The 13,278-nt window shown below is 70.0% G+C and carries 14 protein-coding genes; 10 read left to right on the top strand and 4 right to left on the bottom strand.

The features are described from left to right. Window positions 1-66 precede the first annotated feature (66 nt). From ACFQV6_RS04250 to ACFQV6_RS04295, 10 genes are all read left to right on the top strand, one after another. Complete coding sequence (locus tag ACFQV6_RS04250) at window positions 67-774, top strand: ABC transporter ATP-binding protein (protein ID WP_378025972.1); 708 nt, start codon at window positions 67-69, stop codon at window positions 772-774. A 128-nt stretch (window positions 775-902) separates the two neighbouring features. After that, window positions 903-1,622, top strand: a complete 720-nt coding sequence (locus ACFQV6_RS04255; RefSeq protein ID WP_378025973.1) for an ABC transporter ATP-binding protein — start codon at window positions 903-905, stop codon at window positions 1,620-1,622. Window positions 1,623-1,635: 13 nt separating this feature from the next. Further along, on the top strand, window positions 1,636-2,514 hold the full coding sequence (locus ACFQV6_RS04260) for a branched-chain amino acid ABC transporter permease (RefSeq protein ID WP_378025974.1): 879 nt from the start codon (window positions 1,636-1,638) through the stop codon (window positions 2,512-2,514). Window positions 2,515-2,564: 50 nt separating this feature from the next. Continuing rightward, window positions 2,565-3,539 carry a branched-chain amino acid ABC transporter permease gene (locus ACFQV6_RS04265; protein WP_378026262.1) on the top strand — a complete coding sequence of 325 codons (975 nt, stop codon included), beginning with the start codon at window positions 2,565-2,567 and terminating at the stop codon, window positions 3,537-3,539. Continuing rightward, entirely contained in the window at window positions 3,536-4,801 is a 1,266-nt protein-coding gene (locus ACFQV6_RS04270; protein ID WP_378025975.1) for an ABC transporter substrate-binding protein, read from the top strand. The genes ACFQV6_RS04265 and ACFQV6_RS04270 overlap by 4 nt, the downstream gene beginning before the upstream one ends. A 46-nt stretch (window positions 4,802-4,847) precedes the next feature. Continuing rightward, the gene (locus ACFQV6_RS04275) at window positions 4,848-5,588 is read left to right on the top strand and encodes an SDR family oxidoreductase (protein WP_378025976.1); all 741 of its coding nucleotides are present in this window, start codon (window positions 4,848-4,850) and stop codon (window positions 5,586-5,588) included. Further along, window positions 5,585-6,364: an SDR family oxidoreductase gene (locus ACFQV6_RS04280; protein WP_378025977.1), complete on the top strand. Its 780-nt coding sequence runs from the start codon at window positions 5,585-5,587 to the stop codon at window positions 6,362-6,364. Before ACFQV6_RS04275 ends, ACFQV6_RS04280 begins: the two co-directional genes overlap by 4 nt. Beyond that, a complete protein-coding gene (locus ACFQV6_RS04285) occupies window positions 6,361-7,341 on the top strand; it encodes a phosphotransferase family protein (RefSeq protein ID WP_378025978.1) in 981 nt (326 codons plus the stop codon). The genes ACFQV6_RS04280 and ACFQV6_RS04285 overlap by 4 nt, the downstream gene beginning before the upstream one ends. After that, on the top strand, window positions 7,341-8,540 hold the full coding sequence (locus ACFQV6_RS04290) for an acyl-CoA dehydrogenase family protein (RefSeq protein WP_378025979.1): 1,200 nt from the start codon (window positions 7,341-7,343) through the stop codon (window positions 8,538-8,540). Before ACFQV6_RS04285 ends, ACFQV6_RS04290 begins: the two co-directional genes overlap by 1 nt. Beyond that, on the top strand, window positions 8,537-9,118 hold the full coding sequence (locus tag ACFQV6_RS04295) for a TetR/AcrR family transcriptional regulator (protein WP_378025980.1): 582 nt from the start codon (window positions 8,537-8,539) through the stop codon (window positions 9,116-9,118). The genes ACFQV6_RS04290 and ACFQV6_RS04295 overlap by 4 nt, the downstream gene beginning before the upstream one ends. 37 nt (window positions 9,119-9,155) lie before the next feature. Here the strand turns inward: ACFQV6_RS04295 and ACFQV6_RS04300 are convergent, their stop codons facing one another. The 4 genes from ACFQV6_RS04300 to ACFQV6_RS04315 form a co-directional block, all read right to left on the bottom strand. Next, window positions 9,156-9,698, bottom strand: coding sequence for a DUF6886 family protein (locus ACFQV6_RS04300; protein ID WP_378025981.1), 543 nt, complete (start codon window positions 9,696-9,698; stop codon window positions 9,156-9,158). Window positions 9,699-10,112: 414 nt separating this feature from the next. Next, window positions 10,113-11,201 carry an alcohol dehydrogenase catalytic domain-containing protein gene (locus ACFQV6_RS04305; protein ID WP_378025982.1) on the bottom strand — a complete coding sequence of 363 codons (1,089 nt, stop codon included), beginning with the start codon at window positions 11,199-11,201 and terminating at the stop codon, window positions 10,113-10,115. Continuing rightward, the gene (locus ACFQV6_RS04310; protein ID WP_378025983.1) at window positions 11,198-12,607 is read right to left on the bottom strand and encodes an aldehyde dehydrogenase family protein; all 1,410 of its coding nucleotides are present in this window, start codon (window positions 12,605-12,607) and stop codon (window positions 11,198-11,200) included. The genes ACFQV6_RS04305 and ACFQV6_RS04310 overlap by 4 nt, the downstream gene beginning before the upstream one ends. After that, window positions 12,604-13,236 (bottom strand): TetR/AcrR family transcriptional regulator C-terminal domain-containing protein, encoded by a 633-nt coding sequence (locus ACFQV6_RS04315; RefSeq protein ID WP_378025984.1) that lies wholly within the window; start codon window positions 13,234-13,236, stop codon window positions 12,604-12,606. The genes ACFQV6_RS04310 and ACFQV6_RS04315 overlap by 4 nt, the downstream gene beginning before the upstream one ends. Between the last annotated feature and the right edge of the window lie 42 nt (window positions 13,237-13,278).

The following is a 13,278-nucleotide window of genomic DNA, read 5'->3' on the forward strand; positions in this document are numbered from 1 at the left end:
CCAAGTGTAAATAGTTGACCTTCATGCTCCACACAGGACTCCCATCGGTCCTCGCCCGAGGTGGCCATGTCAACAGATCCCCAGCTCAAGGAGCTTGCGCTCCACAACATAACCGTTCGCTTCGGCGGCCTGACAGCTCTCGACGACGTGTCCCTGCGCGTGGCGCCGGGCCGGATCGTCGGGATCATCGGGCCGAACGGGGCGGGCAAGACGACGCTCTTCAACGTGATCTGCGGCTTCGTGCCACCGTCCTCGGGGAGTCTCACCCTGGACGACCGGCCGTGGCGGCCGCGCCCGCACCAGTTGAACCGGCTCGGCATCGCCCGGACGTTGCAGGGCGTCGGCCAGTTCGGCGGCATGTCGGTGCTGGAGAACGTGATGGTCGGTGCCCGTGGCCGGCGCGCCGAGCAGGAGGCGATGGCCGCTCTGACCAGGTGCGGCGTCGACCGCTATGCCGAAGCGCGGCCCGGCGCCCTGCCATACGCGATCCGCAAGCGCATCGAGCTCGCCCGGGCGCTCGTCGCCAAGCCACGGGTCCTGATGCTCGACGAGCCCGCCGGCGGCCTGGACGCCGACGAGATCGACTGGCTGGCCACCCTGATCAAGGAGGCCGGCACCACGGTCCTGCTGGTCGAACACCACATGGACCTCGTCATGTCGGTCTGCGACGAGATCCTCGTCCTGGACTTCGGCAAACCGATCGCCCTCGGCACCCCTGAGGAGATCAGCAACAACTCCAAGGTCACGGACGCCTATCTCGGCGCCCCCGCCTGATCTCTTTCTGACATCGCGTCGAGCCGGACCACCCGGCTCCAATTTCCATACCTGAAAAACGCAACGACGGTCCTTAGAGGAGGAACGCCGATGACCACGCGTACCCCGGCAACGGCAGGAGACACCGCATGAGCAGCGCGCTGCTGGAGGTCGAGGGCCTCACCGCCGGGTACGGTGCGGCACCCGTTCTGCACGACGTCAACCTGACTGTCCAGCCCGGAGAGATCGTCGCGGTGCTCGGTGCGAACGGGGCGGGCAAGACGACGCTTCTGCGTACGCTCTCCGGCCTGGTTCGCAGCAGTGGTGGCCGGGTGGTCTTCGACGGTCAGGACCTGCGCGGCACCAAGGTGGAGCAGATGGTGCGGCGTGGCATCGGGCACGTTCCGGAGGGGCGCGGCGTGGTCACCGAGCTGACCGTCGACGAGAACCTGCGACTCGGTGGGCTCTGGCGCAAGGACCGGGCCGAGGCCAAGAAGGCGCTCGACGAGGTCTACGAGCTGTTCCCGCCGCTGGCGCAGCGTCGCGCCTTCGCCGGGCATCAGCTCTCCGGCGGGGAACGGCAGATGCTGGCGCTCGGGAGGGCGCTGGTCGGCCGGCCCAGGCTGCTGCTGCTCGACGAGCCGTCGCTGGGCCTCGCGCCGAAGGTGACCGGCCAGATCATGGCGCTGCTGCGGGACCTGCGGGAACGCACCGGTCTCGCGGTCCTGCTGGTCGAGCAGAACGTCCGCAGTGCGCTCTCCATCGCCGACGTCGGCGTGGTGCTCGCCCTCGGCCGGGTGGTGGTCCGCAACAAGGCGGCGACGCTGCGCGACGACGACGACCTCCGCCACGCCTACCTGGGCTTCTGAGAAGAGCGGGCTGATGAACGAATTCGTCTATCTGACCTTCGACGGGCTGAGCCGGGGCGCGGTCTACGCCGCGTTCGCGCTGGCCCTCGTGCTGATCTGGCGGGCCGCCCGGATCGTGAACTTCGCGCAGGGCGCGATGGCGGTCGCGGCGGTCTACGTGGCGTACTCGGTGACCAGCGCGACCGGGTCGTACTGGCTCGGGTTCGCGGTGGCGATCCTGGCCGGGCTGGTGCTCGGTGTGACCGTCGAGCGGGTGGTGATGCGGTTCGTCGACCACTCGTCGCCGCTCAACGGCGTGGTGGTGGCGCTCGGGCTGGTGCTGGTGATCCAGGGCGTGCTCGGGATCCTCTACGGCAACGAGTTCCGGCCGGTCGAGACGCCGTTCAGCCGGGACGCGTTCGAGGTGGGCGGCGTCGCGCTGCTCTCCCGCTACGACATCTTCGTGTTCGTCGCGGTGGGCGCGGTGGTCGGGGCACTCACGCTGCTGTTCACGCGTACGGCGATCGGACTGCGGATGCGCGCGGCGGCCTTCGCCCCGGACGTGTCCCGGCTGCTCGGGGTGTCGGTGGGCGGGATGCTGACGCTCGGCTGGGCGCTCGCGGCGGCGGTCGGCTCGCTGGCCGGGATGCTCGTGGTGCCCACCGAACTGGGCCTGCATCCGACCGCGATGGACGTCGTCTTCATCTCGGCGTTCACGGCGGCGGTGGTCGGCGGGCTGGACAGCCCGATCGGCGCGGTCGTCGGAGGGCTCGTCGTCGGGCTGCTGCTCTCCTACGTCAGCGGATATGTCGAGCCCACGGTCGCCCCGATGGCCGTCCTGCTCCTGCTCGTGGTGGTTCTCCTCGGTAGGCCGGGCGGGCTGTTCTCCAGCTCGAAAGCGAGGGTGGCGTGACCGACATCAAGCAAAAAGCGAGCAGTTCGGCCGTACCAGAAAAAGATCTTGTGAAACGGGGGCGCAAGCGCCGGATCCCGCCGCTGGTGATCATCCTGGCCGGGGCCGCGATCGTGATCGCGCTGACCTACACGCTGCCGCCGTTCCGGAACTACCAGCTCGCGACCGTCGGCGCCTATCTCTGTGTCACCGCCGGCCTGACCGTCCTGACCGGACTCAACGGGCAGCTCTCGCTGGGGCACGGCGCGCTGATGGCGACCGGCGCTTACACCCTGGCGCTGGCCCAGAACAAATGGCTCAACCTGCCCCTCAGCCTCCTGCTGGCGATCGTGGTGACCACCGCCGCCGGTGCGGTGATCGGCCTGGCCGCCGCCCGGTTACGCGGACCCTACCTGGCCGGTCTGACACTCGCCGTTGCGATCGTCGTGCCGTCGGTGACCAGCACGTTCGACGAGACGTTCAACAGTGACCAGGGCCTGTCGGTGGTGCTGGACCCGCCGCCGGGAACCATCCCGATGGAACGCTGGCAGGCCTGGCTCTGCTGGGCGGGCGCGCTGATCACCGTGCTCGTTCTGGCGACGCTGGTGCGCGGCCGGTTCGGGCGGGACCTGCGTGCCGTACGGGACGACGAGACCGCTGCCAAGCTGGCCGGGATCAACATCGCCCGTACCCAAGTCCTTGCCTTTGTGGTGAGCGCGGCCTGCGCCGGCCTGGCCGGTGCCCTCTTCGCCTTCCTCGCGCAAAGCGTCTCCCCCGGCGCCTTCCCCCTGACCCTGTCGCTCTTCCTGGTCATGGCGATCGTGATCGGCGGCCTGGGCAGCCTGTTCGGTGCCCTCTGGGGTGCGGTGCTGCTGGTGGCACTGCCGACCCTGTCCCAGTCGATCGCCGAACAGACCGGTTCGCAACGGCTCGAGGGCAACCTCGCGCTCGTGGTCTTCGGCGTCGTGCTCGTAGTCGTCATGCTCGCCGCTCCCGGCGGCATCGCTTCGATTCGCATTCCACGATTCCTCAGGAGGACACGATGAAACGAACCGCGACGGCGCTGCTCGCAGCTGTCGTGTTGCTGGCCGCCGGTTGCAGTGACGACGGGGGTGGTGGCACAGGTAGCAGTGCCGACGTCCCGGGCGTGACGGACTCGGAAGTCGTCGTCGGCACGCACATGCCGATGACCGGCCCGGCAGCAGCCGGCTATTCCAAGATCTCGCCGGCCACCAAGGCGTACTTCGACTTCGTCAACGCCAACGGCGGCATCCACGGCCGCAAGATCACCTACAAGGTGAAGGATGACGGCTACAACCCGGCGAACACCCAGACCGTGGTGCGTGAGCTGGTCCTGCAGGACAAGGTCTTCGCGATCCTGAACGGCCTCGGCACGCCGACGCACACCGGTGTCCTGGACTTCCTCAAGACCAACCGGGTGCCGGACCTCTTCGTGGCCAGCGGCAGCCGCAGCTGGAACCAGCCGGACAAGTACCCGGGCACCTTCGGCTTCAACCCGGACTACACGGTGGAGGGCAAGATCCTCGCCACCTACGTCAAGGAGAACCACGCCGGCAAGAAGGTCTGCTTCCTCGGGCAGGACGACGACTTCGGCCGGGACAGTCTGGCCGGCATCGAGAAGATCCTCGGCGCGGTCGTGGCCAAGGAGAGCTACGTGACCAGCAACCCGAACGTCGGGCCGCAGATGGGCAACCTCAAGAGCGCCGGGTGCGAGGTCGTCATGCTGGCCACGGTGCCCGGTTTCACCGCTCTCTCGATCGGTACGGCCGCGAAGATCGCCTTCAAACCGCAGTTCGTGGTGAGTAACGTGGGCTCCGACCCGACCACCGTCGGCAAGGCTCTCGGCGCCGCCGCACCGCTGCTGGAAGGCGTGGTCGCGGCCAACTACCTGCCGCTGACGACCGACGAGGCCAACCCGTGGATCCAGCTCTACAAGAAGGTCAACACGGAGTACAACGGCAACGCCGAGTTCGACAACAACATCGTCTACGGCATGTCGGTGGCGTACCTCTTCGTCCAGGCGCTGCAGAGCGCGGGCAAGGACCTGACCCGCGACGGGATCATCCAGGCGGTGCAGAAGAACGGCTTCCAGGGACCCGGCCTGGTTCCGCTGCGCTTCTCCGCGACCGACCACTCGGGGTACGGCGGACAGCAGCTCACCAAGGTCGAGGGCGGTAAGGCGGTGTTCTTCGGTACGCCGTACACCACCGACGACGGGGACGGTCCGGTCGCGCCGCACCAGCCCCAGGCCGTGACACCGCCGCAGAACGGCGTGCCGGCCGCGTAATATTCGCACTCTCCATGCACAAAGACGACTCAAGGGGGTTGCCGCGATGGCGGACCAGGTAGCGATCGTGACCGGAGCCAGCCGGGGAATCGGGTTCGCCATCGCGCAACGCTTCGTCGCCCAGGGTTACCGGGTGGCCATCACCGGCCGCGACGCCGACGCGCTCGCGGGCGCGGTGAAGGAACTCGGTGACTCGGCCGTCTTCGTGGCGGGCAAGGGTGACGACGCCTCGCACCGGGCGGCTGTGGTCGACACGGTCCAGGAGAGGTTCGGGCCGATCACCACGCTCGTCAACAACATCGGGATCAACCCGGCCTACGGGCCGCTGGCGACCCTCGATCTGAACGCCGCCCGCAAGATGGCCGAGGTGAACCTGATCGGGACGCTCGGCTGGGTGCAGGAGGCCCTGCGCGGCGGCCTGGGTGCGGCCGGCGGCTCGATCGTCAACATCTCATCGGTCTCCGGGGTACGCCCGGCGCCCGGCATCGCCTTCTACGGGACGACGAAGGCCGCGCTGATCCACCTAACCGAGGAGCTGGCCGTCGAGCTGGCCCCGAAGATCCGGGTCAACGCTGTCGCACCCGCGGTGGTGAAGACCCGGTTCGCCTCCGCCCTGTTCGAGGGGCGGGAGGAGGCGGTCGCGAACACGTATCCGTTGAAGCGGCTCGGCGTACCGGAGGACGTGGCCGGCACGGTCGCCTTCCTCTGCTCGCCGGAGGCCGCGTGGATCACCGGCCAGACCATCGTGATCGACGGCGGCGTCACCCTCACCGGGGCCGTCCAGTGAAGCGGGTCGTGGTCACCGGCGCCGGCGGCGGGATCGGGGCGGCGCTGGCCCGCCGGTTCGCCGCGGACGGCGCCCGGGTCGTGGTCAACGACCTGAACGGGGACGCCGCCCGCTCGGTCGCGGGCGAGATCGGCGGGGTCGCGGTGCCCGGCGACGCGGCCCGTGAGGACGACGTCCGGACGCTGGTGGACACCGCCTGGTCGGAGCTGGGCGGGATCGACCTGTTCTGCTCCAACGCCGGTGTGCTCTCGGCCGGCGACGAGAACACGCCGGACGAGCAGTGGCAGCGCGACTTCGGGGTCAACGTGATGTCCCACGTCTATGTGACCCGGGCCCTGCTGCCGCGGTGGCTGGACAGTGGCGAACCGAAGCGGCTGCTGATGACGGTCAGCGCGGCCGGGCTGCTGACCCTGCTCGGAAGTGCGACCTACTCCGTCACCAAGCACGCCGCTCTGGCGTACGCCGAATGGTTGCGCGCCACCTATGCCCACCGCGGCCTGACCGTGCAGGCGCTCTGCCCGCAGGGCGTGCGCACCGACATGCTGACCCGCGGCAACGCCCGCGGCAGCGGCAGTGCTGCCCTGCTCGCCGACGGCGCGCTCGAGCCCGCGGCGGTCGCCGACCTGGTCGCCGACTCGCTCGACGGCGGCCAGTTCCTGATCCTGCCGCACGCCGAAGTCGCGGATTACTACCGCTTGCGCGCGAGCGATCCGGACCGTTGGCTTGGCGGCATGAACAAGTTGCAGCGTGGCTTCGAGGGTGGCAGTTCGTCATGAAGGGCCTGGATCTGGAGAAGCTCCAGGCCTATCTGGACAGTCCGCCACTGACCGGGACGATGTTCGCGGGCGGCCGGTCGAACCTGACATATGCGGTCACCGACGGCACCAACCGATGGGTGCTGCGCCGGCCGCCGCTGGGGCACGTGCTGCCGACGGCGCACGACATGGTCCGCGAGCACCGGGTGCTGGACGCCCTCTCCCGGACCGGTTTCCCGGTGCCCCACCCGGTTCGGCTCTGTACCGACACCGACGTGATCGGGGCACCGTTCTATCTGATGGAGCACGTCGACGGGACGATCTACCGCGATGCCGCTTCGCTGGAGAAGGTTGATCTCCACGCTCTGACGCTCACCCTGGTCGACACCCTCGCCGACCTGCACGCGCTGGACCCGGAGGCCATCGGGCTGGGCGATTTCGGCCGCCCGGAGGGCTTCAACGAGCGCCAGGTGCGCCGCTGGAAGAAGCAGCTCGACGCCTCCCGCAGCCGTGAGCTGGCCGGGATCGAGGAGCTGCACGCACGGCTCGCCGTCGACATCCCGGCCGGTGGACCGGGCGCGGTGGTGCACGGCGACTTCCGGATCGACAACGTCCTGATCGGATCGGACCTGTCGGTCAACGCCGTCCTGGACTGGGAGATGTCGACCCTCGGCGACCCGCTCAGCGACCTCGCCCTGATGCTCGTCTACGCCGGCCGCCCCCTGCTGTTCCGCGACGGCCGGCCGGTCGCCCCGATCGACCTGCCCGGCCATCCCAGCCTCGCCGAGATGGCCGCCCGGTACGCCGAACGCAGCAAACGCGACGTCGGCGACCTGCACTGGTACGTGGCGTTCGCCGCGTTCAAGCTCGCCGTCATCCTCGAGGGCGTGCACTACCGCTACACCAAGGGCCAGACGGTCGGATCCGGCTTCGACACGGTGGGCGCGATGGTGCCCGCCCTCGTCGAACAGGGCCACCGCGCACTGGAGGGACACTGATGGACTTCGAGTTCGACGCGAAGACCGAGGACTATCGCAAGCGGTTGCTCGCCTTCATGGACGAGCACGTCTACCCGGCGGAACCCTCGTTCCACACCGACGGCTGGGAGCCGCCCGCCGCCCTCAAAGGTTTGCAGGCCGCCGCCAAGGAGGCCGGCCTGTGGAACCTCTTCCTGCCCGGCGAGCACGGCGCGGGCCTGACCAACCTGCAGTACGCCCCGCTCGCCGAGATCACCGGCCGCAGCCCGGGTATCGCACCCGCCGCGCTGAACTGTGCCGCCCCGGACACCGGGAACATGGAGGTGCTGGCCGAGTTCGGCACACCGGAACAGCAGCGGCGATGGCTGGAGCCGCTGCTCGCCGGTGAGATCCGGTCCGCCTTCGCGATGACCGAGCCGCAGGTCGCATCGTCCGACGCCACGAACATCGGCACACGGATCGAACGGGACGGCGACGACTACGTCATCAACGGGCGCAAGTTCTACATCACCGGCGCGATGAACCCGAACTGCAAGATCTTCATCGTGATGGGCAAGACCGATCCGGACGCGGCCCGCCACGTGCAGCAGAGCCAGATCCTGGTGCCGCGCGACACCCCCGGCGTGACTGTCGAGCGGGGCATGACGGTCTTCGGCTACACCGACGGGGACCACGGTGGGCACGCCGAGGTGATCTTCGAGAACGTACGCGTACCGGCGACCAACCTGATCGGCGTCGAGGGCGGCGGTTTCGCCATCTCCCAGGCCCGCCTCGGCCCGGGGCGCATCCACCACTGCATGCGGCTGATCGGCATGGCCGAACGCGCCCTGGAGCTGATGTGCAGGCGGGCGCTGGTGCGCACCCCGTTCGGCAGGCCGCTCGCCGAGCAGGGTGTCGTGCAGGACTGGATCGCCGAGTCCCGGGTGCGTATCGAGCAGGCCCGGCTCCTCGTGCTCAAGGCCGCCTGGCTGATGGACACGGTCGGCAACAAGGGCGCGCACACCGAGATCCAGGCCATCAAGATCGTGGTGCCGTCGACAGTCGAGTGGATCCTCGACAAGGCGATCCAGGCGCACGGCGCGGCGGGTGTAAGCCAGGACACACCGCTTGCCGCGTTGTGGGCCGGTGCGCGTACGCTGCGCCTCGCCGACGGCCCCGACGAGGTGCACAAGCGATCCCTGGCCCACCGTGAACTCAAGCGCTACCGGAGCGGTTCGTGACCACACCACCACGTGTCGACGGTCGTACCGCGCGGTCCGAACGGACCCGCAACGCGATCGTCGACGCCCACCTCCAACTGATCGGCGAAGGCGACATGCGTCCCACCGCGGACCGTGTCGCCAAGCTGGCCGGGGTGTCGCTGCGCGCGCTCTGGAGCCACTTCGCCGACATGGAGGCGCTGATGACGGCGAGCGGCCAGCGCGTCCTGGAGAAACGGGACGCGTCGTACCAGCCGATCCCGTCGGACCTGCCGCTGCCCGAGCGCATCGACGCCTTCTGCAGTCAGCGCGCACGGCTGCTGGAGGAGATCGGCCCGGCGGCTCGGGCGTCGGCGCTGAAGGAGCCGTTCTCGGTCGGGCTGCAGCGGTATCGCAAGCTGCACGTCGCCCGCGTCCGTGAGGAGCTGACGACGACGTTTGCCGGTGAGATCGGCAGCGACGAGAACCTGCTGAACGCTCTGACCGCGGCCAGTCTGTGGCCCACCTGGTCGACCTGGCGCGAGGCCATGGATCTGCCGGTGGAGGGGGCGCAGGCGGCTCTCGCGCGTACGGTGAGTGCGCTGATCGGCCCCGCCTGAGTCAGGCGCGGCGCGTTGGTCAGGCGCGGCGGGCGGGTCACGCCGGTCGGGGCTGGGCGTTGCGCAGGCGGATGCCGCTGAAGCCGGCCGTGCTCGTGATGACCTCGTCCCAGAACGGCCAGAGGTTGCCGAGCACCCGCAGCTGAATCCCGGCGGCGGCGTGACACTCGATCAGGTCGCCAACCGGCTCCGGCTCGCCCAGTGGCTCCACCGGTTCGGTGGCGACATGCGCGTGCGGGTTCGGCTCCCCTCCGAACGGCTGGAACCGGGCGGCGGGGAGCCGGTAGGCGTACAGGACGGTGGTGCGCATGGCATCGAGCCAGGCGTACTCGATCGCATGGACCCGCTCCCCGCACCCGGCGCCGATGATCCGCGCCCGGTCGTCGGTGGTGGTCTCCGGGCGCATCCAGGCCATGGCGCGCGGGCACTGCCGCGGGAACCAGTAGTCGGGGGCGCGGTCGTGGCCGACCGCCCAGACGTACGCCTCGGGCTGCTGAGCGGTGGCCGCGACGTGCGGCACGAAGCGCTCGATCGTCGGGTCCTCGGAGAAGTGCAGCACCTGGCCGGCCTCTGGCCGCATGAGGAATGCCCCTTTCGAGCCGCACGTGGGCAGCGCTCCTGGTTCAGGATTCACCGCGGTCCGTGAAGTGAACAATCACCTCACCGAGGACTGATGGCACCGGAATACCGGAGAGCTGGAGACCTTCCGGGGTGAAGGTCTGACGTGCGTCCCCGTTCAACGTCGGTCTGCCCGGCAACCAGCGCCCGGCGGTCGCACTCAACGACAGCTGGCTCGCACGCACCCCGACCGTGCGCTTCTACCCACGCCGGGGCAACAACCAGCTCTCGCATAACCTCACCGTGCGCGCCTGCTGCTCCAGGCAGCGGCAAGGCGGGCGACTCGCTCATCCCAGCGTCCCCCGAGACGGGTGCGCATAGGTAGCTCACGCATACGCGGGTTCCGGGCCGCCGGAACGGCCCGGAACCTCGCCGGTCAGAGGATGACGACCGAGCGGGCGCCCTCGCCCCGCGACATCCGCTCGAATGCCGCCGGCACATCGGCCAGCCCGATCCGGTCGGTGATCAGGTGGTCCAGCGACAGTTTGCCGTCCAGGACGTCGCGGGCCAGGGCGGGCACTTCCAGGTCCGTGTCCGCCTGCCCGTACACCGAGGCCCGCAGGATGCGCGCCGAGCTGAAGATGTCCAGGGCGCCCAGCTGGAGCATGTCATCGGCCGCGCCCATGCCGACCACTGTGACCTGGCCGCCGCGGCGGGTGGCGCGCCAGGCGGCGCGGATCGTCGCGGCGCGGCCGACGCATTCGATGGCGTGGTCGGCGCCGAGTTTGTTGGTGCGGGACCGGATGTCCTTGGACAGGGTGTCGGAGGAGACCACGAAGTCGGTCGCGCCGGCGGCCTCGGCCAGGCCTTTCTTCGCCTCGCTGACGTCGACCGCGATCACCTGGGCGGCGCCGGCGGCGCGGGCCGCGGCGACGACCGAGAGGCCGACGCCGCCGAGGCCGATGACCAGGACGGATTCGCCGGGCCGCACCTGGGCGGTGTTGCGGACGGCGCCGGTTCCGGTGAGGACCGCGCAGCCGAGGAGCGCGGCACGATCAAATTCAAGCTCCTTGGGTACGCGTATGACGGCGTTCTCCGGTACCACCACCTGCTCCGCGAACGCACCCACGCCGAGTGTCACGTGCACCGGGGCGTCGTCGAGCGTCATCCCGTTCTCCAGGGCGGCGACCCCGGAGGACGTGCTGCACAGCCACGGCTGGCCGTTCTCGCAGAACCAGCAGCTGCGGCAGGCCGGCTGCCAGTTGAGGATCACGTGGTCGCCGGCCGCGGCGCGGGTGACGCGCTCTCCCGCTTCGAGGACCTCGCCGGCCGCCTCGTGACCGAGCACCAGCGGGTGCGGCGGGCGGAGCGTGCCGTTGACCATGGACAGGTCGGAGTGGCAGACACCGGCCGCCCGGATCCGGACGCGTACCTGGCCCGGCCCGATCTCGGGCAGCCGCAGCTCGACGACCTCGGCCGGTACGCCCTCGGAGCGGACCACCAGCCCGGACATGTAGTGGCTCATCGCTGAATCGCCTTCACCTGCTGGAACTCGGCCAGGCCGTACGCGCCCAGCTCCCGGCCGATGCCGGACTGCTTGTAGCCGCCGAACGGCGCGAACGGGTTGAACGCGCCGCCGTTGACGTCGACGGCCCCGGTGCGCAGCCGCCGCGCCACCGCGAGGGCCCGCTCGTCGGAGCCCCACACCGCGCCGGCCAGGCCGTACTTCGAGTTGTTGGCGATGGCCACCGCCTCGTCGTCCGAGTCGAACGCGATGATCGACAGCACCGGGCCGAAGATCTCCTCCTGGGCGAGCTCGCTCTCCGGGTCGACGTCGGCGAAGACCGTCGGTGCGACGAAGTGGCCGGTGGACGGCACCGGGGCGTCGAGGCCGCCGGCGACGAGCCGGGCGGAGGCGCGCTCGATGAAGCCGCGGACCCGCTCCCGCTGCGCCGCGGAGACCAGCGGCCCGAGCCGGGTGCCGGCGTCGAACGGGTCGCCCACTGTGTAACCGGACGCGGTCTTGGCGGCCAGTTCCACCGCCTCGTCGTAGTGGCTGCGGTGCACCAGCATCCGGGTCCACGCGGTGCAGGTCTGCCCGGAGTTGAGGAAGGCGTTGCCGACGCCGACCTTCACCGCTTTGACCAGGTCGGCGTCTTCCAGGATGACGTTCGCCGACTTGCCGCCGAGCTCCAGGGAGACCCGGGCGATGCGGTCGGCGGCGGCGTGCGAGATGGCGCGGCCGGTGGTGGTGGAGCCGGTGAACGACACCAGGTCGATGTCGGGGTGCCCGGCGATGGCCGCGCCGACCACCGGGCCGGTGCCGGTGACCAGGTTGAGCACGCCGCCCGGCAGGCCCGACTCGTCGGCGGCGTCGGCGAGCAGGTAGGCGACCAGCGGGGTCAGCTCGCTGGGCTTGAGCACCACTGTGCACCCGGCTGCCAGGGCCGCTCCGACTTTCGCCACCACCTGGTGCAGCGGGTAGTTCCACGGGGTGATCGCACCGACCACACCGGCCGGTTCGTGGACGACGAGCGAGTTGCCGATCGTCTCCTCCGACTCGGGGCGGGCGGCCAGTTCGGCGTACCCGGCGAGGACGGTGAGCGGCAGTCCTGCCTGGACCGCTTTCGCGATCTTGACCGGCGTGCCCAGTTCGAGCCCGACGGTCCGGGCGATCTCCTCGGACCGGGCCGTCAGGGCCTGGTGCAGGCGGCCGAGGGCCGCACCGCGTTCGGCGGCCGGCGTGGCCGCCCAGCCCTCGAAGGCCTGGCGTGCGGCGGAGACGGCTAGGTTGACGTCCTCGGCGGTACCGGCCGGTACGTGGCCGAAAACTTCTTCGGTGTACGGATTCTCCACTCCGATGCGCTCGCTCGAGTCGGGCGGCACCCAGGCGCCTCCGATGTAGAGCTTGTCGCGGAAGACCGACGTCATCGGCGTACCCCCTGGTCATAGCGGTCGGACAGGCCGGCGATCAACACTTCCAGCCCGAGTTCGAAGGCGCCCTCGTCGACCGCGTGGCGGTGCGCGGCGAGTTCGTGGGCGCGGTGCAGGTGCGGATAGCGGTCGTCGTACAGGGCCGGGTCGGCCTCGAAGCCGAGCGCGAACGAGCCGATCGCCGACCCGGTGATCAGGTAGCGCATCAGCGCGCCGATGTGGGTGGCCCGCGCTCGCGACCAGCCGGCGTCGATCAGCGCGCCGTAGACGGCCTCGGCCATCGCCAGCCCGGCCGGGCGCCGCCCGGGGCCGGTGGCGAGCACCGGCACGATGTTCGGGTGGGCGGCCAGGACACCGTGGTACGACTTCGCCCAGCGCCGCAGCGCCTCGCGCCAGTCCCGGTCGAGGAAGACCGAGAAGTCGACCTGCGCGATCACCGCCTCGGCGACCGCGTCGACGATCTCCGCCTTGGTGGCGAAGTGGTTGTAGAGCGACGGGCCCTGCACTCCCAGCTCGGTGGCGAGCCGCCGCATCGAGAGCGCGTCGAGGCCCTCCGCGTCGATCAGAGCGGAGGCCGCGTCGACGATCCGCTCACGGGTGAGCAGTGCCTGCCGGGGCCGGGCCATACCGAGAACTCCCTGTGAACAAGAAATCAGCACTGGACGCGC

This window comes from Actinoplanes sp. GCM10030250, assembly GCF_042666575.1.
Classification (GTDB): Bacteria; Actinomycetota; Actinomycetes; order Mycobacteriales; family Micromonosporaceae; genus Actinoplanes.

Coding starts and splice junctions, on each gene's coding strand:
- ACFQV6_RS04250 (WP_378025972.1), top strand. CDS start 67: ATGTCAACAGATCCCCAGCTCAAGGAGCTTGCGCTCCACAACATAACC.
- ACFQV6_RS04255 (WP_378025973.1), top strand. CDS start 903: ATGAGCAGCGCGCTGCTGGAGGTCGAGGGCCTCACCGCCGGGTACGGT.
- ACFQV6_RS04260 (WP_378025974.1), top strand. CDS start 1,636: ATGAACGAATTCGTCTATCTGACCTTCGACGGGCTGAGCCGGGGCGCG.
- ACFQV6_RS04270 (WP_378025975.1), top strand. CDS start 3,536: ATGAAACGAACCGCGACGGCGCTGCTCGCAGCTGTCGTGTTGCTGGCC.
- ACFQV6_RS04275 (WP_378025976.1), top strand. CDS start 4,848: ATGGCGGACCAGGTAGCGATCGTGACCGGAGCCAGCCGGGGAATCGGG.
- ACFQV6_RS04285 (WP_378025978.1), top strand. CDS start 6,361: ATGAAGGGCCTGGATCTGGAGAAGCTCCAGGCCTATCTGGACAGTCCG.
- ACFQV6_RS04290 (WP_378025979.1), top strand. CDS start 7,341: ATGGACTTCGAGTTCGACGCGAAGACCGAGGACTATCGCAAGCGGTTG.
- ACFQV6_RS04300 (WP_378025981.1), bottom strand. CDS start 9,698: ATGCGGCCAGAGGCCGGCCAGGTGCTGCACTTCTCCGAGGACCCGACG.
- ACFQV6_RS04305 (WP_378025982.1), bottom strand. CDS start 11,201: ATGAGCCACTACATGTCCGGGCTGGTGGTCCGCTCCGAGGGCGTACCG.
- ACFQV6_RS04310 (WP_378025983.1), bottom strand. CDS start 12,607: ATGACGTCGGTCTTCCGCGACAAGCTCTACATCGGAGGCGCCTGGGTG.
- ACFQV6_RS04315 (WP_378025984.1), bottom strand. CDS start 13,236: ATGGCCCGGCCCCGGCAGGCACTGCTCACCCGTGAGCGGATCGTCGAC.